Origin of the sequence: Lentzea sp. JNUCC 0626 (genome assembly GCF_043632865.1) — a bacterium.
Lineage (GTDB): Bacteria > Actinomycetota > Actinomycetes > Mycobacteriales > Pseudonocardiaceae > Lentzea.
Genome location: NZ_CP171635.1, coordinates 5,986,092 through 6,010,727, shown reverse-complemented (window position 1 = coordinate 6,010,727; position 24,636 = coordinate 5,986,092). Strand labels below are relative to the sequence as shown.

The 24,636-nt window shown below is 70.1% G+C and carries 29 protein-coding genes; 21 read left to right on the top strand and 8 right to left on the bottom strand.

Going from position 1 to position 24,636, the window contains the following annotated elements; genetic code table 11:
• Positions 1 to 3 precede the first annotated feature (3 nt).
• Together JNUCC0626_RS27145 and JNUCC0626_RS27140 are read left to right on the top strand one after the other, a co-directional pair.
• The gene (locus JNUCC0626_RS27145; RefSeq protein ID WP_394613593.1) at positions 4 to 1,527 is read left to right on the top strand and encodes a protein phosphatase 2C domain-containing protein; all 1,524 of its coding nucleotides are present in this window, start codon (positions 4 to 6) and stop codon (positions 1,525 to 1,527) included.
• Positions 1,524 to 2,759, top strand: coding sequence for a hypothetical protein (locus tag JNUCC0626_RS27140; protein WP_394613592.1), 1,236 nt, complete (start codon positions 1,524 to 1,526; stop codon positions 2,757 to 2,759). Before JNUCC0626_RS27145 ends, JNUCC0626_RS27140 begins: the two co-directional genes overlap by 4 nt.
• A gap of 5 nt (positions 2,760 to 2,764) precedes the next feature.
• On the opposite strand, the gene JNUCC0626_RS27135 is transcribed toward JNUCC0626_RS27140, so the two are convergent.
• Entirely contained in the window at positions 2,765 to 3,667 is a 903-nt protein-coding gene (locus JNUCC0626_RS27135) for an alpha/beta fold hydrolase (RefSeq protein ID WP_394613591.1), read from the bottom strand.
• A 64-nt stretch (positions 3,668 to 3,731) separates the two neighbouring features.
• Here JNUCC0626_RS27135 and JNUCC0626_RS27130 point away from each other — a divergent pair, with 64 nt between their 5' ends.
• The 10 genes from JNUCC0626_RS27130 (at position 3,732) to JNUCC0626_RS27085 (ending at position 12,620) form a co-directional block, all read left to right on the top strand.
• The gene (locus JNUCC0626_RS27130) at positions 3,732 to 4,706 is read left to right on the top strand and encodes a helix-turn-helix transcriptional regulator (protein WP_394613590.1); all 975 of its coding nucleotides are present in this window, start codon (positions 3,732 to 3,734) and stop codon (positions 4,704 to 4,706) included.
• A gap of 173 nt (positions 4,707 to 4,879) precedes the next feature.
• Positions 4,880 to 6,160 (top strand): ATP-grasp domain-containing protein, encoded by a 1,281-nt coding sequence (locus tag JNUCC0626_RS27125; RefSeq protein ID WP_394613589.1) that lies wholly within the window; start codon positions 4,880 to 4,882, stop codon positions 6,158 to 6,160.
• A gap of 14 nt (positions 6,161 to 6,174) precedes the next feature.
• On the top strand, positions 6,175 to 6,753 hold the full coding sequence (locus JNUCC0626_RS27120; RefSeq protein ID WP_394613588.1) for a hypothetical protein: 579 nt from the start codon (positions 6,175 to 6,177) through the stop codon (positions 6,751 to 6,753).
• Positions 6,750 to 7,187 carry a DUF2000 family protein gene (locus JNUCC0626_RS27115; protein ID WP_394613587.1) on the top strand — a complete coding sequence of 146 codons (438 nt, stop codon included), beginning with the start codon at positions 6,750 to 6,752 and terminating at the stop codon, positions 7,185 to 7,187. Before JNUCC0626_RS27120 ends, JNUCC0626_RS27115 begins: the two co-directional genes overlap by 4 nt.
• Positions 7,171 to 8,379: an MDR family MFS transporter gene (locus JNUCC0626_RS27110; protein ID WP_394613586.1), complete on the top strand. Its 1,209-nt coding sequence runs from the start codon at positions 7,171 to 7,173 to the stop codon at positions 8,377 to 8,379. Before JNUCC0626_RS27115 ends, JNUCC0626_RS27110 begins: the two co-directional genes overlap by 17 nt.
• A complete protein-coding gene (locus tag JNUCC0626_RS27105) occupies positions 8,376 to 9,530 on the top strand; it encodes a pyridoxal phosphate-dependent aminotransferase (RefSeq protein ID WP_394613585.1) in 1,155 nt (384 codons plus the stop codon). Before JNUCC0626_RS27110 ends, JNUCC0626_RS27105 begins: the two co-directional genes overlap by 4 nt.
• 75 nt (positions 9,531 to 9,605) lie before the next feature.
• Positions 9,606 to 10,163, top strand: coding sequence for a hypothetical protein (locus tag JNUCC0626_RS27100; RefSeq protein WP_394613584.1), 558 nt, complete (start codon positions 9,606 to 9,608; stop codon positions 10,161 to 10,163).
• A 5-nt stretch (positions 10,164 to 10,168) separates the two neighbouring features.
• Positions 10,169 to 11,251, top strand: coding sequence for a sensor histidine kinase (locus JNUCC0626_RS27095; protein ID WP_394613583.1), 1,083 nt, complete (start codon positions 10,169 to 10,171; stop codon positions 11,249 to 11,251).
• On the top strand, positions 11,248 to 11,868 hold the full coding sequence (locus tag JNUCC0626_RS27090) for a response regulator (protein WP_394613582.1): 621 nt from the start codon (positions 11,248 to 11,250) through the stop codon (positions 11,866 to 11,868). The genes JNUCC0626_RS27095 and JNUCC0626_RS27090 overlap by 4 nt, the downstream gene beginning before the upstream one ends.
• A 32-nt stretch (positions 11,869 to 11,900) precedes the next feature.
• Positions 11,901 to 12,620, top strand: coding sequence for an excalibur calcium-binding domain-containing protein (locus tag JNUCC0626_RS27085; RefSeq protein ID WP_394613581.1), 720 nt, complete (start codon positions 11,901 to 11,903; stop codon positions 12,618 to 12,620).
• 163 nt (positions 12,621 to 12,783) lie between these two features.
• Here JNUCC0626_RS27085 and JNUCC0626_RS27080 read toward each other — a convergent pair whose 3' ends face one another.
• A complete protein-coding gene (locus tag JNUCC0626_RS27080; protein WP_285637801.1) occupies positions 12,784 to 12,936 on the bottom strand; it encodes a hypothetical protein in 153 nt (50 codons plus the stop codon).
• Positions 12,937 to 13,012: 76 nt separating this feature from the next.
• On the opposite strand from JNUCC0626_RS27080, the gene JNUCC0626_RS27075 reads away from it, so the two are divergent.
• Positions 13,013 to 13,876 carry a peptidase inhibitor family I36 protein gene (locus JNUCC0626_RS27075; protein ID WP_394613580.1) on the top strand — a complete coding sequence of 288 codons (864 nt, stop codon included), beginning with the start codon at positions 13,013 to 13,015 and terminating at the stop codon, positions 13,874 to 13,876.
• Positions 13,877 to 13,929: 53 nt separating this feature from the next.
• On the opposite strand, the gene JNUCC0626_RS27070 is transcribed toward JNUCC0626_RS27075, so the two are convergent.
• Entirely contained in the window at positions 13,930 to 15,201 is a 1,272-nt protein-coding gene (locus JNUCC0626_RS27070; protein ID WP_394613579.1) for a PucR family transcriptional regulator, read from the bottom strand.
• 121 nt (positions 15,202 to 15,322) lie between these two features.
• Between JNUCC0626_RS27070 and JNUCC0626_RS27065 the strand changes: the two genes are divergently transcribed.
• The 6 genes from JNUCC0626_RS27065 (at position 15,323) to JNUCC0626_RS27040 (ending at position 19,829) form a co-directional block, all read left to right on the top strand.
• Positions 15,323 to 15,619: a hypothetical protein gene (locus JNUCC0626_RS27065; RefSeq protein WP_394613578.1), complete on the top strand. Its 297-nt coding sequence runs from the start codon at positions 15,323 to 15,325 to the stop codon at positions 15,617 to 15,619.
• Positions 15,620 to 15,631: 12 nt separating this feature from the next.
• Positions 15,632 to 16,474: an NYN domain-containing protein gene (locus JNUCC0626_RS27060; protein WP_394613577.1), complete on the top strand. Its 843-nt coding sequence runs from the start codon at positions 15,632 to 15,634 to the stop codon at positions 16,472 to 16,474.
• 70 nt (positions 16,475 to 16,544) lie between these two features.
• Positions 16,545 to 17,435 carry an ABC transporter ATP-binding protein gene (locus JNUCC0626_RS27055; RefSeq protein ID WP_394613576.1) on the top strand — a complete coding sequence of 297 codons (891 nt, stop codon included), beginning with the start codon at positions 16,545 to 16,547 and terminating at the stop codon, positions 17,433 to 17,435.
• Positions 17,432 to 18,169 (top strand): ABC transporter permease, encoded by a 738-nt coding sequence (locus tag JNUCC0626_RS27050; protein ID WP_394613575.1) that lies wholly within the window; start codon positions 17,432 to 17,434, stop codon positions 18,167 to 18,169. The genes JNUCC0626_RS27055 and JNUCC0626_RS27050 overlap by 4 nt, the downstream gene beginning before the upstream one ends.
• A complete protein-coding gene (locus JNUCC0626_RS27045) occupies positions 18,166 to 19,230 on the top strand; it encodes a sensor histidine kinase (RefSeq protein ID WP_394613574.1) in 1,065 nt (354 codons plus the stop codon). Before JNUCC0626_RS27050 ends, JNUCC0626_RS27045 begins: the two co-directional genes overlap by 4 nt.
• Positions 19,227 to 19,829: a response regulator gene (locus JNUCC0626_RS27040; RefSeq protein WP_394613573.1), complete on the top strand. Its 603-nt coding sequence runs from the start codon at positions 19,227 to 19,229 to the stop codon at positions 19,827 to 19,829. The genes JNUCC0626_RS27045 and JNUCC0626_RS27040 overlap by 4 nt, the downstream gene beginning before the upstream one ends.
• A gap of 7 nt (positions 19,830 to 19,836) precedes the next feature.
• Here the strand turns inward: JNUCC0626_RS27040 and JNUCC0626_RS27035 are convergent, their stop codons facing one another.
• Together JNUCC0626_RS27035 and JNUCC0626_RS27030 are read right to left on the bottom strand one after the other, a co-directional pair.
• A complete protein-coding gene (locus tag JNUCC0626_RS27035) occupies positions 19,837 to 20,475 on the bottom strand; it encodes a DNA alkylation repair protein (protein ID WP_394622111.1) in 639 nt (212 codons plus the stop codon).
• A 132-nt stretch (positions 20,476 to 20,607) separates the two neighbouring features.
• Positions 20,608 to 21,129, bottom strand: coding sequence for an RICIN domain-containing protein (locus JNUCC0626_RS27030; RefSeq protein WP_394613572.1), 522 nt, complete (start codon positions 21,127 to 21,129; stop codon positions 20,608 to 20,610).
• A 125-nt stretch (positions 21,130 to 21,254) separates the two neighbouring features.
• Between JNUCC0626_RS27030 and JNUCC0626_RS27025 the strand changes: the two genes are divergently transcribed.
• Positions 21,255 to 22,817, top strand: coding sequence for an AfsR/SARP family transcriptional regulator (locus JNUCC0626_RS27025; RefSeq protein WP_394613571.1), 1,563 nt, complete (start codon positions 21,255 to 21,257; stop codon positions 22,815 to 22,817).
• Here JNUCC0626_RS27025 and JNUCC0626_RS27020 read toward each other — a convergent pair.
• Both JNUCC0626_RS27020 and JNUCC0626_RS27015 read right to left on the bottom strand, forming a co-directional pair.
• Positions 22,784 to 23,146: a MerR family transcriptional regulator gene (locus tag JNUCC0626_RS27020; RefSeq protein WP_394613570.1), complete on the bottom strand. Its 363-nt coding sequence runs from the start codon at positions 23,144 to 23,146 to the stop codon at positions 22,784 to 22,786. The genes JNUCC0626_RS27025 and JNUCC0626_RS27020 overlap by 34 nt on opposite strands.
• A gap of 9 nt (positions 23,147 to 23,155) precedes the next feature.
• On the bottom strand, positions 23,156 to 23,509 hold the full coding sequence (locus JNUCC0626_RS27015; protein WP_394613569.1) for a hypothetical protein: 354 nt from the start codon (positions 23,507 to 23,509) through the stop codon (positions 23,156 to 23,158).
• 169 nt (positions 23,510 to 23,678) lie between these two features.
• On the opposite strand from JNUCC0626_RS27015, the gene JNUCC0626_RS27010 reads away from it, so the two are divergent.
• Positions 23,679 to 24,419, top strand: coding sequence for a hypothetical protein (locus tag JNUCC0626_RS27010; RefSeq protein WP_394613568.1), 741 nt, complete (start codon positions 23,679 to 23,681; stop codon positions 24,417 to 24,419).
• Here the strand turns inward: JNUCC0626_RS27010 and JNUCC0626_RS27005 are convergent.
• Positions 24,416 to 24,634, bottom strand: a complete 219-nt coding sequence (locus JNUCC0626_RS27005) for a hypothetical protein (RefSeq protein ID WP_382444724.1) — start codon at positions 24,632 to 24,634, stop codon at positions 24,416 to 24,418. The two genes, JNUCC0626_RS27010 and JNUCC0626_RS27005, sit on opposite strands and share 4 nt — an antisense overlap.
• Positions 24,635 to 24,636: the final 2 nt, after the last annotated feature.

Here is a 24,636-nt window from a genome sequence, read left to right as displayed (position 1 = left end):
GGCATGACCTCATCGTCCGACGCTGACCAAGCAGGGAAACTCACGCTGGGCTACTTCGAGCCGAACCCGCATCTTCGCCAGCCTCTCACCCGGATCGAGACGGCACGGGCCGTCGTCAGGCTGGCGGTCGACAGATCCGCGGAGAGCGCGAGCCGCAGCGAACCGACGCAGGACTTCCTGGTCGTGCAACACGAGCCGGATCGGATCTGCTTCGCGGTCACCGACGGAGTCGGTTCCTCGTTCAGAGGAGATCGTGCCGCGGAGATGCTGGCCCGCCTGGTCACCGGCTGGATGTTCGGACGACCGCCGCCGCGGTCCGAGTCGGAGTTGCGCGACGAGCTGACGGACTACCTCAAGTGGATCGCGAAGAAGTTCCACCCGATGATCTTGAAACTCGGCATCCCGGGACGCCCGAACAGTCTGGTGCGCGAGGTGCTCGAGGAGAAGCGCAAGTACGGCAGCGAGGCCATGCTCGCCTGCGGCCGGATCGACTGGCCGGAGGAGGGACCCGCCCAGGTCGCGCTGGCCTGGCTCGGAGACGCCTGCCTGCGCGTGGTGGCACCGGATGGCAGCGAGCTGGATCTGACCGGGAGCACCGCCGACCGCTGGTCCACCCGGCTCGGTCCGCGTGGTCGCGTGCAGACCAGGGTGATGTCGGCGGACGAGGCCGCGCGCGTCATCGCCTGTTCGGACGGAGTGCTGGCAGGGCTGTCCTCGGTGGTCAGGCTGTCCGACGCCGAGCTGGAACCGGTCCTGGCCGGGCTGGCCGCGAAGGCGAGCTCCGATGACACGGCGTTGGTCGACATCGCACTGGACACGTCCGCGATGCCTCCGGTCGACACGCCGGCCGACGAGGGGGGCACCGAAGAGGCGTTCGCACCCGAAGAAGACGAAGGGGCTGAAGGGGAAGGCGTAGAGGACGAGAACGCCGACGAAGAAGTCGTCGACGGGCCCGAGCCGCCGGAGTGGCACCTGACTGAGGGCGTACTGCGCTGGACCAGCACGACCGGAGCCGTCGGCTACCACCTGCAGATCGGCGAGGACCTGGGATTCCAGAACCCGATCGACTACCACCTGCTGACCACGACGGCGTTCGTGCTGCCGCAGTTGCCGGGAAGCACCAGCTGGGTGCGGTTGCGAGCGTTGGCCGCGGCTCAGCCAGGCAGGTGGGGCGACCGCAGAATGATCGAGAACCCGCTGGTCGAGCACACGATCGAGCCGAAATCCCGTCAGCTGCGCTTTGAAGTGTCCAGGTACAGGGCCGTGGCCAAGCCCCCACGCGACGTCAAGGTCGACTACGACCAGGAGCACTCGCTTCTGCACCTGCGCTGGACGGCGGTGCGTGGCGCGAAGACGTACCACGTGCAGTTGGTCGATGACGAGGGCAGGCTGAAGATCGTGCCGTTCCGCCGGAACGAGGCCCAGGTCGAGGTCCACCAGGAGTACTCGGTCTACCTGCGGTCGGCCGGGACGGACTGGGAGAGCGCCTGGCTGCACGTCGGCGACGTGCGGACGTACCGGCAGTGAGCGCGCGCTACCACGAGTTCCGGGGCCATCAGTGGTTGTCGCAGCCGATGAAGCTCCAGACGGGCAGTTTGCGGCTGGTGGCCGACGACTACCTCAGGACGGGCGATCCGGTCGCCTACGCTCGTGTCGGCAAGAAGGCGACCGTCTACAAGGTCATCCGCGACGGCCGGCACATGGCGCTGAAGGTGTTCAAGAAGCGGTACGCGCTCAGCGAGAACATCCTGACCAGCATCCAGCTCAACAGCCTCAAGACGAGGCCGGGGCTGAGCGTGTGCTCCCGGCGCTGGATCGACGTCGCCGAAGCCGAGGACATCGGTGAACCCGGCCTCGCGTGGGCGATCCTCATGCCGTGGATCGACGGTGAACCGTGGACGGCGTTGATCGAGTCGAGGCGCGTCCTCACACAGGACCACTGCCTCGCGCTCGCGAGGTACACCGCGATGGTCCTCGCGGCGCTGGAGTCCGACGAGTACGTCCACGCGGACATCTCGAGCAGCAACGTGTTCGTCCAGAACCTCGACGGCTGGCCGCGCATCGAGCTGATCGACGTCGAGGACATGTACCACCCGGCGTTCGTCGAGGTGCGGTCCCCGCCGGACGGCACTGCGGGGTACGCCCACCCGAAGAACGTGGGCCTGGGCTGCCGCAACCCGTACGGCGACCGGTTCGCGGGCGGTGTCCTGCTGACCGAGATGGTCGTCTGGCAGCACCCGGAACTGAGGGCCGCCGCCATGAGCGACAGCCTGTTCGCCCCGCGCGAGTTGTGCAGGCCTGGTGCGAAGTTCGACGCCGTGGCGGCGGCCCTCGACGGTCAGGCGCCGCAGCTCGGCGCGCTGTTCCGCAGGCTCTGGTGGTCCAGCGGTCTCGACACTTGCCCGACGTTGCAGGAGTGGAAGTCCGCTCTGGCTGACGTCAACCCGGAACTGACCCCGCTGCGGCGCGCGCTGTGGACGTCGCGCCTGGAAACCGAGGCAGCGCAACGAGTGCGCCAGGACCAGCAGCAGACCTCGTTGCTGGAGCAGTCGTACTGTTCCGAGTGCGGGCAGTGGATCCCCGACTTCGAACCGTCGGCGCACGAGACCACCTGCTCGCGGCACCCGGCCTCGCAGAAGCAGGAGACCGGCGCCCCGCTGCTCCTGCCACCCGATCCCAACCAGAAGTTCCTGCCCGTCTGGCCCACGTTCCCGGGCTGGCGGGGCCCGCCCGATGCCTCCCACCCCGGCGCCTGGTGAAGCGGTCAGTCCTCCTGCGCCAACCACTTCGTGATCGCCTGCGTCGTCTCGTCCGGCCGTTCCTCCTGGATCCAGTGGCCGCAGTCCAGGCTGATCACGTCCACGCCGGGCACGAAGTCCTCGAGGTTCGGCGACTTCGGGATCGTGTCGCGGTCGCCGTAGATCATGAGCGTGGACTGGTGGACGACCGGGTCCGCGTGCTGGAGCAGGTCCCAGTTGCGATCGAAGTTGCGGTACCAGTTGATGCCGCCGGTGAAGCCGGACGACGTGAAGGCGTCGACGAGGACGGCCAGGTCGGGCTCGGTCAGCACGGGCTCGCCGGGCTGGAGCTCCGCCGTGGCCAGGTCGATCAACGGGATGGCGGACGCGGGCGTCCGGTACAGGTTGCGGAGGAAGTGGGCGGTGTTCGCCTCGAACAGCGCGTCGGCCACGCCGGGGTGCCGGTTGAAGTGGACGAAGTAGTTGTCGCCGCCCAGCACGCTTTCCATGAAGTCGATCGACGGCATCGCCGCGCGATCGGGGTACGGCAGGCTCAGGTTGATCACCTTGTTGACGCGCGCCGGGTGCAGGCGGGCCAGCGCCCACACGACGTAGGCGCCCCAGTCGTGGCCGACGAACGTGGCGTCGGCGTAGCCGTAGTGGTCGAGGAGTGCGATCAGGTCGCCGGTCAGGTGTGCGATGTCGTAGGCCGTCACCTCGGACGGGCGTGAGGAGTTGCCGTAACCGCGTTGGTTCGGGGCGATGACGTGGTGGCCCGCGGCGGCCAGGGCGGGCAGTTGGTGACGCCAGGAGTAGGCGTGCTCCGGCCAGCCGTGGCAGAGCACGACGGGCGTGCCGGTGCCGGCTTCGAAGACTTCGAGTTCCACGCCGTTGACCGGGATCAGGGTGGGCTTCGGGAAAGAGGTCATGGCGGGGATCTTGCGGAGTGAAACCGGTCAGCTCGTGACCGGTTTTCGTGGGAATGTTGCCGGCGTGGGGACTGACCGGTTGGTGGCCGTCCTGCTCCTGCTGCAACGGCGGGGGCAGGTGACGGCGGCGGAGGTCGCCCGGGAGTTGGAGGTGTCCGAGCGGACCGCTCGCCGGTACCTGGACGCCCTGGGCATGGCCGGGGTGCCCGTGTACTCCGTGCAGGGGCGAGGTGGCGGCTGGCGGCTCGTGGGCGGTGCGCGGACCGACCTGTCCGGGTTGACCGCCGGTGAGGCGCGCGCGTTGTTCCTGGTGGCAGGGCAGGCAACGGCGGCCACGCCGGCCGTCAAAGCGGCTCTGCGCAAGCTCGTGCAGGCCCTGCCGGAGCCGTTCCGGGGGCAGGCGGAGGCGGCTTCGTCGTCGTTGGTCGTGGATCCGGGGCGGTGGGGTGCGGGCCGGGTCGAGCAACGGCCGCCGCGCTTCCTCGACGAGGTGCAGGACGCGGTGATTCGCGGGGTGCGGGTGCGGCTCGGGTACGCCGACCGGGCTGGTGCCGAGACCGTGCGGACCGTGGATCCGCTGGGCATCGTCGCGAAGGGGCCGTCGTGGTACCTCGTCGCCGGGACGGAGGCGGGGCGGCGGACGTTCCGGATCGACCGCGTGTGGAGCGCGGAGCCGACGGACGAACCGGTGGAGCGGCCCGACGGCTTCGACCTGGCCGAGAGCTGGCGGGAGATCGCCGACGAGGTGGACCGCAAGCGCACGCCCGTCGAGGTGCGGGCGCTGTGCGTGCCGCACGCGACGGGGCTGCTCCGGATGGTGGTAGGGGACCGGCTCGAAGTGGGCGCGGCGGCCGGTGGGCGCGTCGAGGTGGTGATCCGCGGGTACAGCGAGTACGCGCTGGCCGGTGAACTCGCCGGGCTGGTCGACTGGCTCGAGGTGACCGGGCCGCCCGGGGTGCTGGAGCACCTGGCGTCGATCGGCACCGCGCTCGCCGCGCGGTACGGCGGGCTGTCCGCCGTGACGGAATTGCGAGGTTGATCGTCCTCTGTGGACGGAGAAGTGCCCACATGGTGGGCACTCTAGGCTGATCGGGTGGTTCGATCGGCAATTAGCCGCTGTGACATCACGCCACGCTCGGCGCGCGGGTAGGTTCGCGGCTGGCGCTGCCTGGGGAGGCCGGCGCCCTTCGAATGCCAGTGGGGGCAACAACTTTGGACGACGACTTCGTCGTGCTCGTGGACACCTACGAGACGGCTGACCACGGCGTGCCGCAGACCGCGCGGCACATCGCTCCCGCCTTCATCGCCGCCGGTGCGCGGTGCGTCCGGGTGCAGAGCGCACCCGACGCGCCCGGCGTGTACCGGTCGTCCTCGCCGACGCTGGAGAACTACGTCGAGAACGTGGTGCACGACGGCGATCTGGAGAAGACCGTCGAGGTGCTGCGGCAGTACGACCCGGTCGCGGTGGTCGCGGGCGGTGAGTACGGGGTGGCGTTCACCGACGTGCTCGCCGAGGCGCTCGGCGTGCCCGGCAATGGAACCGCTCTCAGCCTGGCGCGCAGGGACAAGGCGACCATGGTCGAGACCGTCCGGGCCGCAGGGCTCAAGGCGGCGAAGCAGATCCGCACTGGTGACCCGGAAGAACTCGCGCGGTGGCACCGCGAGCTCGGTGGACGGATCGTCGTCAAGCCCGTGCGCAGCGCCGGTGGTGACGGGGTGTCGTTCTGCGACACGCCCGAGCAGTCCGTCGCCGCGCTGACCGCGATCACCAGCCGGCAGAACCTGTTCTCCGAGGACAACGACGTCGTGGTCGCCCAGGAGTACCTGATCGGCGCGGAGTTCATCATCAACACGGTGAGCCTCGACGGACGGCACCACGTCTGCGACATCTGGAAGAGCCAGCGGTTCTCGGTCAACGGCATCACGGACCTGTCCGGCGCCTGCTACCTGGTGCCGCGCCGGGGCCCGCGCCACGACGCGCTGGTCGAGTACGCGTTCGCGGTGCTCGACGCCGTCGGCATCCGGCACGGGGCGGCGCACGTCGAGCTCAAGCTCACGCCGCAGGGGCCGTGCCTGATCGAGGTCGGCGCCCGGCTGTCCGGCGGCGACCTGCCGCACTACGCGCGCCTCGCGATCGGCGAGTCGCAGTTCGACTGGCTGGTCGACGCGTGCCTGCGTCCCGACCGGTTCACCGCGCGGGCCGACGAGGACTACGAGATCCAGCGCTACTACTCCTGGGCCGCACTGATTTCACCGGTCGAGGGCACTTTGAAGAGCTACCGCGCGATCGAGCAGATCAAGGCGCTGGAGAGCTTCCACGAGATGTGGGAGCTCACGAAACCGGGCCAGCACCTGCGTCGCACGGTGGACGACACGACCTATCCGATCATCGTCACCTTCATGCACGAGGTGGACGAGATCGTCATGCGCGATCTGGGCACGACGAGGTACCTGGACGGCGCGGGCTTCTACGAACTGACCGATTCTGTTTGAGGGGACCGCTTCAGGTGACTCAAGGACTTGCCGCCTTCCACGAGGACCTCGCCTTCGACCCGCCGTTCGACTCCGTGGCCACGCTGGCCGACGACGCCGCCGGACTGACCTGCAGCGTCACCGTCGGCCGTCAGTGGGCTCGCGGGCGCGCCAGATCGGTGGTCGGTTATCCGGCCTTCGAACTGGCCGCCGACGGGGTGCGGGAGGGACGGCACGACGTGCTGCTCGTGCCTTCCGCCTACCCCGAGATCCGCGGGTTCTTCTTCGACCCCGTGCTGCACGCGGTCGAGACGTTCCTGGGAACGTTGCCGGACATGGTGTTCGCCGTGCCGGAGGGGACGCAGGAGCACGAACTCGACGTCGTCTACCACCACCCGGCCACCCGCACGCTCGTCGAGACCCTCGGCGTCACCAAGGCCGTGTACTCCACGTCGAACAGCGCGGCCTGCCGCGAGGCCGTGGAGCACGACGGTCCGGCGGGCGCCGTGACGAACCAGACTTCGGCCGACCACTACGGTTTGCGCACCGTCAAGGTGTTGTCCGCAGGCACACCTATGGGGTTCGTGGTGTTCCGCCGAAAGGATCAAGTGTGACCGACCTGCTCCGTGCCGCCATCGTGGTGCACAAGACGCTCGACGCCGCCGCCGTGGCCAACGCCGCCGCGATCCTGATGGGCCAGCTCGCCCACCTGGAGCCGGAGTTGTTCGAGGGCAAGGGCGTCACCGACGCCGACGGTGTGCGGCACGCGGGCATCCGGTTCAACACGGTGATCCTCACCGGACGGCCGGGCCAGGTCACGAAGCTCGTCGGCGCCGCCACCGAGGCGGGGGTGCCGAACGCGGTGTTCAGCAGCGCGGGCAGGGGACTGAGCAACAGCTTCGACTCCTACGTCGAGCTGGTCGGGAAGTCCGGCACGGAGGAGCTCGACGTGATCGCCGTCGGGCTCGTCGGGCCGGACGAGACCGTGCGCGCGCTGACCAAGTCCTTCAGTTCCTTCAAGGGATCGAGCGGTGACGGCAACAGCTGAGTTCGTCCACACCAGACTGGGCGGGCTGCCCAGGGCGTTCTGGTTCCTCTGGACCGGCACCCTGGTCAACAGGCTCGGCACGATGGTGCTGCCGTTCCTCTCGCTCTACCTGACCAACGGCCGGAACCTGCCGGTCACCACGGCGGGCGTCGTGCTCGCCGTGGTGGGTGTCGGGCAGATGTTCTCGCAGCTCATCGGCGGGATCCTGGCCGACCGGGTCGGTCGTCGCGCCACGCTGACCGGCGGCATGCTGGTCACCGGCGCGACGATGCTCGCCCTCGGGTACGCCGAGAGCCTCACCGCGATCGTCGTGTGCTCAGCGGTGCTCGGCCTGGCGATCGACTCGTTCCGGCCTGCGTCCCAGGCGATCGTCGCCGACCTCGTGCCGGCCGCCGAACGCACCCGCGCGTTCGGATTGCTGCTGTGGGCGGTGAACCTGGGCTTCTCGGTCGCCATGGTGCTCGGCGGCACGATGGCCAAGGCCGGGTTCAGCACGTTGTTCTGGGCCAACGCCGCCACGTGCGTCCTCTTCGGACTGCTGGTGTGGCGGGCGATCCCGGAGACCGGCTCGCGGGTCGTCGCGAAGGACGCCGAGCCGGGCAGCTTCGCGGACGTGCTGCGGGACCGGGCGATGCTCGCCGTCTTCGTGATCACGCTGATCGCCGGGTTCGCGTTCCTGCAATGCCTGGCCACACTGCCGTTGGCGATGAACGCCGACGGGCTGTCGACGGCTTCTTACGGCATCGTGATGGCGATCAACGGCATCGCGATCGTCGTGATGCAGCCGTTCATCGGGCATCGGCTCGGCGGACTCGACCGGTCGCGGACGCTCGCCGTGGGCATCACCGTGCTCGGCATCGGTTACGGGGCAATGACTTTCGCGTCCACGACGTGGTCGTACGCGGTGTGCGTGGTCGTCTGGACGCTGGGCGAGATCATCATCCACTCGGTCGGCGTCGCGCTCGTCGCCGATCTCGCGCCCGCTCACCTGCGCGGCCGCTACAACGGGGTGTACGGCACGGCCTGGGGCGTGGCCGCGTTCGCCGCGCCGCTGGGTGGCACGCAGCTGCTCGTCCACGGCGCACCAGTGCTGTGGCTGACCTGCTTCGGACTGTGCCTGGCCGCCGCCTGCGGTCAGCTCCTGCTCGGACCCACGATCCGCCGCCGCACCACGGAAGGAGCCGCCGGGTGAACCCGCTGGCGACAGCCCTGCCCGCCTCCGGCATCCGCGAGGTGATGGACCTGGCGTTCGGCCGCCCGGACGTGATCCGGCTGGAGATCGGCGACCCCGACTTCGCCACGCCGCCGCACGTCGTCGAGGCCGGGCTGCGGGCGGCCTCGGACGGTGCCACGCACTACGTGCCGAACACCGGGCTGCCGTTCCTGCGCGAGGCTTTGGCCGCGAAGGTGTTTCAGCGCAACGGGTTCGCGGCCGATCCCGGGCAGGTCTTCGTCAGCCAGGGCGCGACGCAGGGCATCTACGCCGCGCTGGCCGCGTTGGCGGCACCCGGCGACGAGGTGCTGCTGCCGGACCCGGCGTGGCCCAACTACGTGATGATGGCCCAGCTCCAAGGACTTTCGGCGGTGCACTACCCGCTGACGGCGGCCACGGAGTTCCAGCCGGACCTGGAAGTGCTGGAAGGCCTCGTCACGCCGCGCACCAAGGTGCTGGTGGTCAACTCGCCGTCCAACCCGATCGGCACGGTCGCGGATCGCGAGCGGATCGAGGCACTGGCGGAGTTCGCGCGGCGGCACGACCTCTGGCTGATCTCCGACGAGTGCTACGACGAGATCGTGTTCGACGCGCCGTGCACGAGCCCGGCGGTGTTCGCGCCGGAACGCACGATCGCCGTCTACAGCTTCTCCAAGACCTACGCGATGACGGGCTGGCGCATCGGGTACCTCGTCGTGCCGCGCACGGTGGCCGCGACGATCACCAAGGTGCAGGAGACGATCGTCGCGTGCGTCAACGCGCCGACCCAGCACGCCGCGTTCGCCGCGCTGGACGGGACGCAGGACTGCGTCGCGCACATGCTGGCGTGCTACCGCGAACGCCGTGACCTCGTGGCGCAGCTGGCGAAGTCGGCGGGGCTGGTGATGCCGACGCCCGCGGGTGCGTTCTACGGCTGGGTCGACATCCGCGACGCCAGTCCCGGTGCGGCGCGGGACTTCGCGCTCGGGCTGCTCGCCTCGGAACGGGTGGCGATCGCGCCGGGAACGGCGTTCGGGGCCTTGGGCGAGGGTTACGTGCGGCTGTCGCTGGCGGCCTCGCCGGAACACCTGACCGAGGGCGTGCAGCGGGTCGCGGCGTACCTGGAGGCACGTGCCGAACGGCACCCCTGACGGCATGACCTCCGGCGATTGTGTTGGCCGGTCGGGACTTCTGGGCGCTGATGGAGTCTTCGTAGCTTCGACGGCGTGACGGACAACATCTACTTGCCGAGGTTCGGGGCAGCGTGCGGGATCGTGCTCGCGCTGTCGATCGGGGTGCCGGGGGCCGTCGAGGCCTTCACCGGCGAGACGGCGTTCACCAGTGCGGTGATCGGGTTGGGCACGGCCTTCGGGGCACCGGCCGTGCTCGCGTTGCACGGGCATCAGGCGCACGCGTCGGGACAGTTCGGGGCGTTCGCGTTCGCGGCGAACCTGCTGGGGCTCGGGGTCTTCACCGGGGTGGCGTTCGCGTTGAACCTGGTGATCTTCTTCTCGCCCGGGCCGGTGGCGCCGTTGACGGCTCTGGTGCTGAAGGCCGGGTCGTTGGTGTTCGTGGTCGGCAGCGTGCTGTTCGGGGTGTCGCTGGTGCGGGCGCGGGTGTTCCCGGCGGTGCCTTCCTGGGGGTACGGGATCGGGTTCGTGCTGCTGGCGGTGTTCGCGGTGCTGCCGGACACGCCGGTGTCCGCGCTGGTGCACGTGGCGTGCGCGGCGGTGCTGGTGTGGCTGTCGGTTTCGGTCTGGTCTGCTCGTCCGGCACTAGCCTGAGCGGCATGAACACCTCGCGACCGGCGTTCTGGGTGTCGCCGGTGCTGTGCGCCGCCGTGCTGGTCGCGGGGGTGTACGCCGGTGTGTCCGGGCTCGGCGACACCCGGTTGCCGTGGCTGGTCGGCGGGCTTCTCCTGTTGGTGGCCGTGGACGTGTTCGAGTTTCGCCGGTATCCGGTGCGCACGCCTCGTCTGGTGGCTGCCGGGTTGTTGGCGGTGCGGACCGCGTTGTACGTCGGACTGGCCTTTGTGGACGGTTCCGGGCTCGCACGGTTGTTGTTGCTGCTGGTGCCTTTCACGGCCTACTTCGCGTTCGGACTGCGGGTGGCCGTCGGGCTGGCCGTTGTGTGTTTGGCCGTTGCCGTGGTGAGCACGCCGGATTGGTACGCGCACCTCGAGCAGACGTCCGACCTGGTGATGTTCGTGGTCGGGCTGGTGCTCACGCTGACGATGGCGGCGGTGGCCGTGCGGGAACGGGACGGGCGCATCCGGTTGCAGGAGTCGCAACGGACGATCGCCGAGCTGTCGGCGGCGGCGGAACGGGCGCGGGTGGCGCGCGACCTGCACGACGACCTCGGCCACCACCTGACCGCGATCGTGGTGCAGCTGGAGAAGGCCTCCGCGTTCCACGACCGGTCGCCGGACACGTCGAAAGAGGCTGTTCTGGACGCCTCGCGGTCTGCGCGGCGTGCGTTGACCGAGGTGCGCGAGTCGGTGAGGTCGCTGCGGTCGTTCTCGCTGCCGTCCGCGCTGGAGGAACTGGCCGCGGGCGACGTGACGCTGACGGTCAGCGGTGCGCCGGATCCCTTTGGCACGGGCGCGTTGCACGCGTTGTACCGGGCGGCCCAGGAGGGCATCACCAACGCTCGCCGCCACGCTTCGGCCACGCACATCTCCGTCGCGCTCGCGCTGGACACCGAGCGCGCGGTGCTGACCGTGACCGATGATGGGCGGGGCATGGGCGCGGCGGCGGAGGGGTTCGGGTTGCTCGGGATGAGGGAACGGGTGGCGCTCGCGGGCGGCCGCGTCGACCTGGCCAGCACGCCGGCCGGAACGGTGCTGACCGTGACGATCCCGGGGCCGGCGTGACGCGCGTGCTGGTCGTCGACGACCAGCGGCTGATCCGTGAGGGCATCGCGTCGTTGCTGGGCCTGCAGCCCGGCATCGAGGTCGTGGGCACCGCCGCCGACGGGCACGAGGCCGTGGAACAGGCGGTGCTCCTGGCGCCGGACGTGGTGCTGATGGACGTGCGGATGCCCGGCATGGACGGCGTCGAGGCGGTGGCGGTGCTGCGCCGCCGCGCGCCGTCGTGCCGCGTGGTGATGCTGACGACGTTCGACGACGAGGACTACGTGGTGCGCTCGTTGCGCGCGGGCGCCACCGGCTACCTGCTGAAGGACCTGCCGTCGCAGGAACTCGCGGCGGCCGTGCGGCTGGCCGCTGCCGGGGTGGCCCAGTTCGATCCGGCCGCTGCTTTGCGGCTGGCTGCGGCGCTGGAACGGACCGGTGACCGCGAACCGTTGACCGTGCGCGAGGTCGAGGTGCTGCGGCTCGTGGCCTCGGGCGCCACCAACCGGGAGATCGCCGACCGGCTGCACCTGTCCGAGGGCACGGTGAAGAACCACATCTCGCGGATTCTCGGACGGCTCGGCTTGCGGGATCGCACGCAGGCCGCGCTTTATGCCCAGTCGAATGGACTTGTGTAACAACGGATGGCGAAGGTCGCGATGTGGCGGCCATGACCGTTTTCACGCAGCTGTCGAAGGGAGCCGCGCTCGCGGCCGGGGTCGTGCTCGTGGTGTCCGCGTGCGGCACCGCCGAACCCACCAAGCTCGCGACCGGCCTCTCCTCGTCCGCCACCACGACGACCACGACCACCACGACGACGACCACCGCGCCGCCGGTGACCGTGGAGTCCGTTGTGGACGGTCGGACGGTGATGTTGTCCAACGGCACCAAGCTTCTGGTGTCCGGGCTCGCGCAGCCGGGGGAGTGCTGGGCGGCGTCGGCTGTGGACTTCGCCACCAAGACGCTGGTGGGCAAGCCGGTGCAGGCGGCGGCGTCGAGCCTGACGTTGCTCGACGGCACCGACTACGCGGTGCTGGCGGCGAGCCAGGGCGTGGCCCGCGCGCTCGACGGCGCGGAGGCGGCGATCCAGACGGCTCAGGCGACGGCCAAGGCCGGGGCCACGGGGTTCTGGGGACCGTCGTGCGGCGGGCTCGACGTGAAGCCCGCGCCGGTCGTGGCACCGCCCGTGGTGCAGCAGCCCGCACCGCAACCGGTCGTGCCGCAGCCCAAGCCGCAACCGCAACCCGCGCCCGCACCACCTGCGCCCGCACCCGCGTACTACGCGAACTGCGCGGCGGCCAGGGCGGCCGGAGCGGCACCGCTCTACCGAGGTCAGCCGGGCTACAGCTCGAAGCTCGACCGCGACGGTGACGGCGTCGCCTGCGAGTAGCTAGTGGCGCGTCTCGGAACGTTGGCGAGGTAATCCACGCTCAGCAGGGCACCTCGCGGCACCGCCCCCACGCCCCCGTACCACCAGTACGAGGACGTGGGGGCGGCACCACGATGCACCCGTCTGACCGCGAATTCCCCCAGCAACGTTCCGAGCCACACCACTAGAAGCCTCGTTCGATCACGTGCCGCGCCTCCCGCAGCTCCCGGTCGCCCTCGGCTTCCTCGATGGCGCCCGGGACGGGGTTGGTGTCCTTCTCGGCCACCCACTCCGCGGGCTCCGGGCGTTCGGGCAGTGCGCTCCACCTGTCGCTCATGCCTCCAGTGTGCCCTGACAGATCAGTTGCTGCCGGTGTCAGCGGGATGTCAGCGCGCCTCGCGATGCTCGGTTCCGTGCTGAAGAAAATGACTTTTGTGGCGTTGATGGGCGCGCTGGTGAGCGCGTCGTTCGGGGCGGGCGTCGCGCAGGCGGCGACGGACCGGAACGGGTCGTGCGAGACGGGCGAGTTCTGCCTGTTCTACAACAGCGACCAGGCCGGATCGGTGTCGGACTTCGCCGGCTCGATCGCCGACTACGGTGACTCGCAGCCGAGCTGCTACGAGTTCAAGAGCGCGGGCAACGGGCAGGGCGTCTGCGTCAAGAACAACGCGGCGTCGGTCTGGAACAAGACCACCAAGGCCGTCACGGTCTTCTACAACAGCAACTACGGTGGCGCGAAGCAGACCTTCGCCGCCGGTGCCAAGGGAAACCTGAAGGCGGAGCTCAAGAACGAGAACGCCTCGCACCGCATCGGTGACGCCGGCAACGACCCCGACCCGTCGCCGGGCACCTACCCGACGCCGGAGACCAACCCGCACCCGTCGGCCACGGCCCGCGCGCCGCAGGCGACGAAGCGCACGCAGTTCATCGACGACCAGATCGCCTCGAAGACCGGCGAGAAGCAGTGCTGGGTGGGCGACTACCGCAGCTACGAGTCCGCGACGAGCAACCACAACACCGGTAACGCGCTCGACTGCACGATCTCCAACGCGATCGGCACCTACCCGACCGAGGCGCAGAAGGCACAGGGCTGGAAGCTCGCCTACTGGCTGCAGAAGCACGCCTCGAAGCTCGACGTCCGGTACGTCATCTGGCAGGGCAAGATCTGGAGCGTCGCCCGCGCGTCCGAGGGCTGGCGCAACTACAACGTCGGTGGCGTGACGGCCGGTCACTACGACCACGTCCACGTCTCGGTGCAGAACCCGCACGGCGACTGATACGCAACCCCGTGAAGGCGAGCGCACTCCGGTGCGCTCGCCTTGGAACCGTTTCAGGCGCGCAGGTCGTGCACGATCAACGACGCCGAGAGCAGCCTGATGTCGGTGGGATCGGCCGGGTTGTAGCCGGTGAGTTCGGCGACGCGCCGCAACCGGTAGTTCAGCGTGTTGCGGTGCAGGTGCAGTTCCTCGGCCGTGCGGTGGCGGTTGTGGTCGCTGTTGATGAACACCCGCAACGTGTGCAGCAGGTCGGGGTGTTCGGACAGGCTGTCCATCACGCGTGCCAAGCGTTTGCGGCCGGGGCCGGGGCGGCAGAGCTGGTACTCCAGCAGCACGTCGTCCAGCACGTACGCGCCGGGTGCGCGCCCCAGGCGTTGGGCGAGTTCGGCGATGTCCGCCGCCTGCCGGGCCGCCGCCGGGATGTCCTCACGGCTCTCCGCCGCCGCGATGCCGCCGGTCAGGTTGGTGCCCGCTGCCGTCAGCAGGTTGCGGACCAGCTCACCGGCCGCGTCCATCTCCAGGTCCACGGCGTCGGCCGTAGTAGGTAGGAGCACGGTGCCGCCGTCGTGGTCCAACGCCGAGAGGGCGTGCTTGGGCAGTTCGGCCCGTAGACGTCGCACGAGCCCATGAACGGCCAACCGTGCGTCGGAGCCATCGGCAACGGAAGGTGCTTCGACCCGTACGGCGACCACGACGTGGTGCCCGGACAGCTCCAGCCCGATCCGTTCGGCCAGCGGCTCGGCCTCACGACCGGTCAGCAACGCCGCGACCAGCGCACGGCCTGCCTCGCGGCGTTCGGCGTGCAGGGCCTGCTGCTCACCGAGGTACGACCCGGCGACGGCGGGCACCGCGACGCTCAGGTACCGCAGCAGCGCGGGCACGGTCGCGAGCAGGTCGGGGATCTCGTCCGGCTCCGCGACGGCGGCCATCGCCTCCCAGCCCACGGTCGCCGCGACGTGGTACGTGCTGAGCACGATGTCGAGCGGAACGCCCTGCTGAGCGCGTCGCACGGCGGTGGCGATCTGCATGTCCAGCTCTTCCGGCGCGGGCGGGCGTTGTTCCCGCAACGCACGCAGGAAGACCTGCAGGTGCCTGGTCACGGCCTCGGTGATCTCGCGGTCCACGAGTTGGTGCGGCAGCTGCCTATAGGTGGCGGACCGGGCGAAGAACGCCTCCAGCACCTTCTCGGCGATGCGCGGGATCTGCGTCGCGGCACGGTCGTAGAGCGGGGCGTCGGGCTTCGGGGCAGGGATGTCGACCACCGCCAGAGGCTTGCGCATCCGGTCGGCGGGCGCGATAGCCCGTTCCGGTCTGGTTCTCTGCACGAAAGAGGGACGCCCCGGTTGTGCACGTGCCCGAAAGTTTTGACCCTATCGAGTGATACACGGTGGGGTGCACGCCTGCGCCCAGGCAGGATCGGTGACTGTGAGCAGCGTCGAGGAATGCATGAAGTTGTTGCTGCGTCGCGGGTTCCGGCGAACCGTCGTGCAAGATCGTTTCACCTGCGTCAACGCGGTGATGTTCAGAAGGGTGTGGCGCGGCACCAACGAGACGGTGCTCGCGTACTCCGAGCGGGAGGCGCTCGCCTACCGCGTGGCCGAGCAGGACGCGGACCCCACCGACCCGTTCGTGGTGGACCCGGACCTGACCATGTGGCAGTGCGGCGGTGAGTTCCTGGACGTCGCGAACCAGCTGCTGGAGCTCCCGGTCGCGCCTGGTCACTCGACGTTCGAGAGGAAGTAGTAATCTCGACCGGTGGGTGAGACCGTCCGGATCGGAGTGTTCTACGACGGCACGTGGTTCGCCTACCTGAGCGATTTCTACGCCACCGCGCACCCCAGAGGCGCGCGCATCTCTCTCGACGGCCTGCACGACGCGGTGCGCTGGTACGTCCACACCGAGACGGGTCGTCCTCTGGACGAGTGCGTGGTCGCGGAGGCGCATTACGTCCGAGGCCGCATCGACACCCCGGCGGAGTCGTTCGACCGGGCCCTGGCCGCCGCCGGCATCACGCGGCACGACCTGCCGTTGCACAACGGCAAGGAGAAGGGCGTCGACGTCCTGCTCGCGCTGGAGGCGTGGGACCGGGCGATGACCGGGCCGCTGCAGTGGGTCGTCCTGCTGACCGGTGACTCGGACTTCGCCCCGCTGGCCCAGCGCCTCACCGGACGCGGCGTGCACGTGATCGTCCCGGTCGTCGACATCCAGACCGTCGAGAAGCCTCCCGCGTGGACCCCGCGCACCGCCGCGCCGTTGCGGGCCGCGACCCCGTTCACGCCCGGCTTCGACTCGTTGTTCGCCCCCGGTGACCAGGCCGACTACCCGCTGCGGCGCGCGTTCGTGCGGTCCTCGCAGGCCGTCGCGTCCCCGGTCGGGGCGCCGCGCGGCCGCCGCAAGGGGACGGTCGCCAGCTGGAAGACCGGGCAGGCGCACGGGTTCATCACGGACACCCGCGGCAGTTCGTGGTTCGTCTCGCGCGACGAACTGCCGAACGGGCTGACGCTGCTGCTCGCCGGCACGCCCGTGTCGTTCACCGGCTCGCCCGCCCCGATCCCCGGCCGCAAGTACCCGAGGGCGCAGGCCGTCCGTCCCGAATGACATTTGTCATCCGGACCTCGTGACTCGCCTTCACTACTGCGCGGAGGCCGTTCCGATCAGGCTTTGAGGCATGGAAACGGTGCTCGAAGTCAGAGGGGCGCGACACAACTACGGCGCCACGAAAGCGTTGGACGGCGTCGATCTCGACGTCGGCGCGGGGGAGTGCGTGGCGTTGCTCGGGCCGAACGGCGCGGGCAAGACGACGCTGGTGAACCAGATCGTCGGACTGTTGCCGCACCACGGCGAGTCGGTGCGTGTCGGAGGAGGAGACCCGCGCATCGCGGCGACGCGGCGGCAGCTCGGGGTGGTGCAGCAGTCGCTGGGGTTCCCGACCACGTTGAAGGTGTCCGAACTGGTCATCGGGGCTGCGGTGCGCGCGGGTAAGCCCAGGTCGGCGGCCGGTCCGGTGATGGCCGAGCTCGACCTCACGGACCTGGCCGGGCGCCGTGCCGTGAAGCTGTCGGGCGGCCAGAAACAACGGCTGCAACTCGCGATGGCGCTGGTCGGCGACCCGAGGTTGCTGGTCCTGGACGAACCGACGGCGGGCCTGGACGTCCCGGCGCGCAAGCGGTTCTGGCAGATCCTCGCCGAACGACGCGAGCGCGGCGTCGGCGTCCTGCTCACCACGCACCTCATCGAGGAGTCCTCGGCCGTCGCCGACCGCGTGGTGGTGCTCGACCGCGGCCGGGTCGTCGCCCAGGGCACGCCGGACGAACTGGTCGCGCGACTGCCCGACCGCACCGTCATCGCCCGGACGGGGCTGGGCTTGGAGCAGCTCCAAGCGCTGCCCGGTGTCGTGTCGCTGCGCAACGACGGCGACCACGTGCACCTCGGCACCCGCACGCCGGAAGCGTTGCTGCGGGTGCTGCTCGCGCAGGACCCCGGACTCTCCGACCTGCGGGTCGAGGGTGCCGGGCTGGAGGAAGCGGTGGCGGGACTGATCGAGAGGGGTGCGGCATGACCAGGCAGGTCTTCGGGGTGGAGGTCGCGGACGAGCTGAGGGGTATCGTCCGCGAACCCGCCGCCCTGTTCTTCTCGGTGGTCATGCCGGTGGCGTTCTTCGCGCTCTTCGTGTCGTTGTTCGGGAAGTTCAGCAGCGGTGGGCTGTCCGCGGGCACCCAGATGATCGCCACGTTCGGCGCGTTCGGCGTGATCTCGGTGGTGCTGATGAATCCCGGCCTGGGCGTCGCGGCCGACCGGGAACGCGGCTGGTTGCGCGCGAAGCAGGTGTCGTCGGTGCCGATCGGCGTGACGCTCACGGCGAAAGTGGTGGCAGCACTGCCTTACGCGGCCGGCGTGCTGGTCGCGATGACGGCGACGGCGGCGCTGACCGGATCGTTGAACGCGCCCGTGCTCGCGTTGCTGAAGCTCGGCGTCGTGCTGGTGGTCGGCTCGTTGCCGTTCGCGTTGGTGAGTCTCGCGATCGGGTTCCAGGTCAAGGCGGGCGCGGGGGCCGCCATCCTGAACGCGATCATGATCCCCACGTCCGTCGTGTCCGGACTGTGGATGCCGCTCGACATCATGCCGCCGTTCTTCCGCGACATCGCGGCGTTCCTGCCGAACTACCACCTGTCCGAACTGGCCCGCGCGCAGCTCAACGGCGGTCCCGTGCTCACGCACGTGCTGGTGCTGCTGGCCTTCGCCGCGGTGGCTGCGGTGGCCGCGGGCGTGTCGTATCGTCATGCCCGGTCATGAGAAAAGTCGTGGGATTCTCGCGCTGGGTGCACCTGATCTACCTGGGCAACCTGCTGTGGGCACCGATCTTCGACCCGGCCACGGACTGGGTGGACTGGGCGCTCGTCGCCGTCGTGGTCGTGGCCTTCGTCCCGATGTACGTGCTGGCCTGGTACCGCCCGGAGCTGATCCGCTGGCGCTGCCTGGTGCCGACGGTCGTGCTCGGCGCGCTGGTCACGCCGTTCAACACCGGTGCGGCGGTGCTCTTCGTCTACGCCGGGGTGTTCGCGGGTCTCGCGGAGTCGCGGCGGGTGGCGATGCGCTGGTTCGTGGCGTTGACGGCGTTGATCTGCCTGTTCGGTGTGGTGTCGACGGTCGAGCTGCCGTACCGGATCTGGGGCCTGCTGCCGTCGCTGATCTTCCTGTGGCTGATCGGCGTCGTGCAGGTCGACTGGTCGGAACGCGAACGCGAGCAGTCGGACCTGCGCATCCGCACCGCCCGCATCGAGCACCTCGCCACCCTCGCCGAACGCGAACGCATCGCCCGCGACCTGCACGACCTGCTCGGCCACACGCTGACCGCGATCATCGTGCGCGCTCAGCTCGTCAGCGCGGACCCGTCCCGGGCGCAGGAGGAGGCCGCGGAGATCGAACGGACCGCGCGGGCGGCGCTCGGCGAGGTCCGCGACGCCGTCAGCGGCTGGCGCACCGCGTCCCTCGACACCGAACTGGAGGCCGCACGGGCCGCGTTGTCGAGCCTGGGCGTGGAGGTCGTCATGCGGCGCGACCCGGAGCTCGTGATCGTCGGCTCGACCGAGCACGAACTGGCGCTGGCGTTGCGCGAGGCCGTGACGAACGTGGCGAGGCACGCCCGCGCTCGGACGTGCCACATCGCCGTCGAGGCCCGCGACGGCGAACTGCGGCTCGTCGTCGCGGACGACGGCGTCGGCGGCCACGCGCCGGAGGGCAACGGCTTGACGGGCATGCGCGAACGGATCGCCGCACTGGGCGGCCTGGTCGCCCGCACCGCCTCGGCCGGCACCACCGTCACCATCGCCGTCCCGCTGAAGGTGGCCACGTGATCAGGGTCGTGCTCGCGGAGGACCAGGCGATGGTGCGCGGCGCGTTCGCGCAGTTGCTGGACCTGCAACCGGACGTCACGGTCGTCGCGACGGCGGGGGACGGCGACGAGGCGCTGGCCGCCGTCGCGGAACACCGCCCGGACGTGCTGCTGACCGACATCGAGATGCCCGGCCGCACAGGCCTCGACGTGGCTCAGGCGCTGAGCGAGCGGGGTGACCCGACGCGCGTGCTGATCATCACGACGTTCGCGCGCAGCGGGTACCTGCGGCGGGCGATGGACGCGGGCGTGGCCGGGTACGTGCTGAAGGACGCGCCGATCGCCGAGCTGGTGTCGGCGTTGCGGCGGGTCCACGCGGGCGAACGCGTGGTGGCGCCGGAACTCGCGATGGCCGCGTGGGACAGCGCGGACCCGTTGACGCCGCGGGAACGCGAGCTGCTGCAGGAGGTGACGACGGGGGCGAGCAACGCGGACATCGCGGCCCGGCTCAACCTCGCCGAGGGGACCGTGCGGAACTACCTGTCGACGGCGATGGCCAAGCTGGGGGCGCGCAACAGGTCGGAGGCGGCGAACACGGCCAGGGAACGCGGCTGGCTCTAGCCCGGCGCTATCCCTTGCGCTTCACCATCTCCTCGATCCACGCCGGTGCGAACGGCGACGTGCACCCAGCCGGCGTCGGGTAGTCCTTCAACACCTCGAGGCGTTCGCCGATCTCCAGCGCCCGAGCCCGCAACTCCGGCCGTTCGATCCCGATCTGCGCCAGGCAGTGGTTCATCGCCCACTGCAACCGCTGCGGCGCGTCCTTCATGTCCTTCTCGATGCGGTCGAGCAGCCCGTCGAGGTCGAGACCGTCCGGCTGCTTCGCCACCCGGTCGACCGTCAACGCCCAGCCCGCGCTCGCCACCACCGGGTCGTCGTCGGCGAACCACAGCACGCGCAACGCCTCGCAGTGCGGGGACTTCTTGACCACGTAGTTCACGAGCCAGTCGTGCACCTTGGGGCGCTCGGCCTCGCGCAGCATCGCGTCCAGGTCGTCGTGCGTGAACGCCTTGGGGCGGTTGATCAGCAACGCCAGCAGCCGCGCGGCCGTGTCCCCGGTGGCCCAGAGCTCGACGGCGAGGTCCTGCTGGGTCTTCAGGCGCTTGGCGATCGCGCGCAGCTTCGTGAGGTTCACGCCGTGGTCGTCGCCGTGCTTCTCGTTGACCGCGCGCATCTTCGGGTCGTCGAGCGCGGCCAGTTCGGCCATGAGCACGGTCACCGTCTCGCTTGCCACCGTCAGACCTCCCGTTCGCCACCGACGCCCGACAGCCTACGAGCGAACACCGAAAAAGGCGGCTTGTGCCTCTTGCCGGAGGCACAAGCCGCTGCGGAGGAGTGATCAGCCGATGGTGAACTCCTGGGCGCGATGGGTGATGCACGTGTTCTGGTGCAGCCTCGACTTGTTGTTGAAGTTGCGGCCCTCGATCTCCAGGCACAGGCCGCTGTGACGCGCACGGAACTTCATCGTGCCGGACGCGGTGGTCTCCACCAGGAACTGCTGGTTCCACTTGGTGGGGCTGCACGTGTACTGCGTGGCGTCCGCGGTCGGGTCCTGGCTCGAGTCCCACACGTCGACGCACTTGCCGCTGTGGGCCGCCTTGATCCGCACGGCGCCGCTGCCGTCGCCGACCTGCTCCAGCGTCCACTGCTGGTGGGACTTCGACGCGTCGCAGGTGTACTGGACGATCGCGGCCTTGTTGCTGTCGCTGCCGTCCGCGACGTCGAGGCACTTGGCGCTGTTGGAGTTGCGGAGCAGGTCGTAGGTGACGGCCGCGGACGAGGTCCCCGCACCGGCGAACGCCAGCGCGGCGGCCGTCATCACGATCGCGGCGCCCACGCGGCGAAGAAGCGTCCTGGACATTGTGCCCTCCGAAGGTCTGCTGACGATCGGATCCCTGCGCCCGATCTGTCGTGGACGAGCATTTCCTCCCGGTGTTCGGCAGGGATTCGGCAATCATGTGATCAGCTGGTCAGGGGGAGTGTGGCGTGGAGTTCGGACTGCTCGGCGACGTCGAGGTCCGGGTCGGCGGCAGGCTGGTGGACGCCGGGCACGCCCGGCAGCGCAGCGTGCTGGCGGTGCTGCTGGTGGAGGCGGGCAGGCTGGTGCCGGTCGACGTGCTGGTGGACCGGGTCTGGGGAGCGCGGGCGCCGCACCGGGCGCGCAACGCCGTCGCCGGTTACGTGTCGCGACTGAGACAGGTGCTGACCGACGGTGTGCGGATCGTGGGCAGGCTTGGGGGTTACGTGCTGACGGCGGACCCGCTGTCGGTGGACCTGCACCGGTTCGACGCCCTGGTGCGCCAGGCGAGGTCCTCCGCCGACGCGCTGAGCCTGCTCGACGAGGCGCTCGGGTTGTGGCGGGGCGATCCTTTCTCCACTGTGGACACACCGTGGCTCGCGGACGTCCGTTCCGCGCTGGAGGCCCGCAGACTCGCTGCCGTGCTCGACCGGAACGATCTGCTGCTGGCGCAGGGGAGGCCCGCCGACCTCGCCGATCTGGAGGGGATGGCGAAGACGTTCCCGTTGGACGAACGGGTGACGGGCCAGCTGATGCTGGCGTTGTGCCGCGGCGGGCGGCAGGCGGAGGCGTTGCTGCGCTACGACCGGATGCGGGTGCGACTCGCCGACGAACTCGGTGCCGACCCGGGGCCGGAACTCCGGGCGCTGCACCGGAAGATCCTCACCGCGAACCTGGTCACTCCCGCGAGACTACCCGCCGTGCCCTCGTTCGCCGGGCGGCAGCGGGAACTCGCCGCCCTCGACGCCGCACTGGCCGGTGGGCGTTCTCTCGTGGCGATCATCGGAACCGCGGGGGTCGGCAAGTCCGCGTTGGCGTTGCACTGGGCACGCCGGGTCGCCGATCGGTTTCCCGGCGGGCAGACGCACGTCGACCTGCGCTCGGCCAGTGCCGACGGGTCGGGCGAACGGATGCTCGTCGTGCTGGACAACGCGCGGGACGCGGAGCAGGTGCGGCCGTTGTTGCGGCGGTTTCCCCGGTCGTTGGTGCTGGTGACGAGTCGTGATCGGCTGACGGGACTCGTCGCGGCGGACGGCGCGCACCCCGTCGCCGTGGGCCTGATGTCCACTGAGGACTCGCGAGCTTTGCTGGTCGAACGTCTCGGCGCGGAACGGCTCGGCGACGTCCAGGCCGTGGACGAGATCGTCCGGCGGTGTGCGGGGTTGCCGCTGGCGTTGACGGCCGTGGCCGCGCGACTGGCGTGCGGCGGGTTCGACGTGCGCGAGGTGGCCGCGGAACTGGGGGAGGGTCTCGACGCGTTCGACGGTGGTGACTCGACCCTCCGCGTGGCGTTCTCCGAGTCCTACAGCACCCTGAGCGCGGAGGCGGCGCGGTTGTTCCGCGTGCTCGGGCTCAGGGCAGACGAGGACGTCACCGCGGGGACGCCGCGGGTCAGGCCGTTGCTCGCGGAACTGGCCCGCGAGCACCTGCTGATCGAGCGGCGCCCCGGTCGTTACGTGCTGCACGGCCTGCTGCGGGCCTTCGCCGTCGAACGCGCTCAGTCGCTCAGCGCCGCGACCACCGGACACTGAGCCCGGACGCCGTTCTCGGCGACGTCGAGCAACGCGAGCCGCACCCTCTCCAGGTCGCGCATCCGCTGTTCGATCTCGGCGACCTTGACGCTCACCACGTCACCGACGTCAGGCTCGACGGAGGCGGTGAGCAACTGCTCGACCTCGGTGAGGGTGAAGCCGAGCCGGGCGGCGCGGCGGATGAACTTCAACCGCCGCAACGCCTCCTGGTCGTAGTGCCGGTAGCCGCCGTGCGAGCGGGCGGACGGCAGGACGAGGCCTCGGCGTTCGTAGAACCGCACGGTGCTGATGCCCACCCCGGCGGCGCGGGCCAGTTCGGATATGCGCACCACCGGAAACTACCCGCGCACCAACGCGCGCAGCTGGGCCGCGCCCCAGAACAGTTCGAGCGCCAGGAATCCCGCGAGCGCCGGCGTGTGCCCCTGCCACAGAGCCCACGCGAACCAGACGCTGAACAGCGCGCGTCCGGCCGTGTCGGCCGCGATCAGCAACGGCTCGGGCCGCAGCCATCTCACCACGGACCACATCACCACCACGGTGCCGAACAGCGTGGCGAACAACAGCGTCTGCGAACTGCGGGGCGTACCCAGCAGGTCCAGGGCCAGAGCGGCGCTCCACGGCGTGACGAACGCGATGCTCGCCACCAGGTCGTACAGCGCACCGGCTTTGCCCCAACGGGCCACAGGAGTCATGCGGGCCACGATCGACCCTGCACCACGGTGCAGAGTCAAGTCGCGGCCCGGCCGTCAGACGGCTTGCCGGCGAATCTGTTCACGTCCAGGCGCGGCGTGTTCTCGTTGTCCCCCATGGACTCAGCCCAACGCTGCTAGCCTGCGTCTTCGGGCGACCAGAGGGAGGCGCGTGACCGGCCAGATCGTCCGCCACGCCGGCCGGGTCGAGGCCGTGCGCCTGAGGTTCGCGGCCGTGCACGAGGCCAGCGCCGTCGTGGTCGGCGACGAGACCGTCTACGGCCGGCTCTGCCGGTGGATCATCCACCCGGTCCTGGAGAAGCACGCCCGGCAGGACGAGCTCGTCGCGTACGTCGAGGAGAACCTCCGCCTGATCGTGGCCGGCCTCTACGACCTCTACGGCGTGCGCGCGCCCGCCCAGGACCCGGTGCGCGAGGCGGCACTCCCGTCGCTGGTCGCGCCGGTCGAGGAGACCACCACCGCCGCGCTGGAGCGGATCGGGCCGCTGCGGGCCGTGCTGGACGACCTCACCGGCCTGCCGGACGTCGTCGCCGCGCACGCCGAGACCTGGTACAACATCGCCGCCGAGCAGCAGGCCATGGCCGACGAGCTGGAGGACTTCCTCGACGCCGACGTGCCCGAGTGGACCGGCGCGGACGAGCACGTGCGGCTGATGAGCCACAACGTCGAGGCGCTGCGGGGCCTGAGTTCGGTGTCGGCGGCGTTCGGGGAGATCACCGAGAGCGTCGGGGTGCTGGTCGCGCAGACCCGGCGGCTCGTGCGGGAACTCGTGGTCGGCCTCGCCGTGGCGCCGACGGACGCGACGCTGTGGCGGCTGGCGTGCCGGATCGCGGTGTACGGGGTGGCGCTCAACACCACCCTCGACCACATCCGGGCTCGGCTGAACGGCTAGGCCGTGGCCCGGCGCGCTCGGCGGCGGGCGAGCTGCGGCAGGAACCACATGTAGACGCCCGTCCCCATCAGGACGAACAGCGGCAGCAACGGCACGTACGACACCCAGATCGCCTCGGCGTTCACGGTGAGCGCGACCGCGGTGAACACCACGGTGGCCATGAAGACCATGCTGACCACGCGGTGGAACTGGCGAATCCCCTTGCTGCCGGCCATCT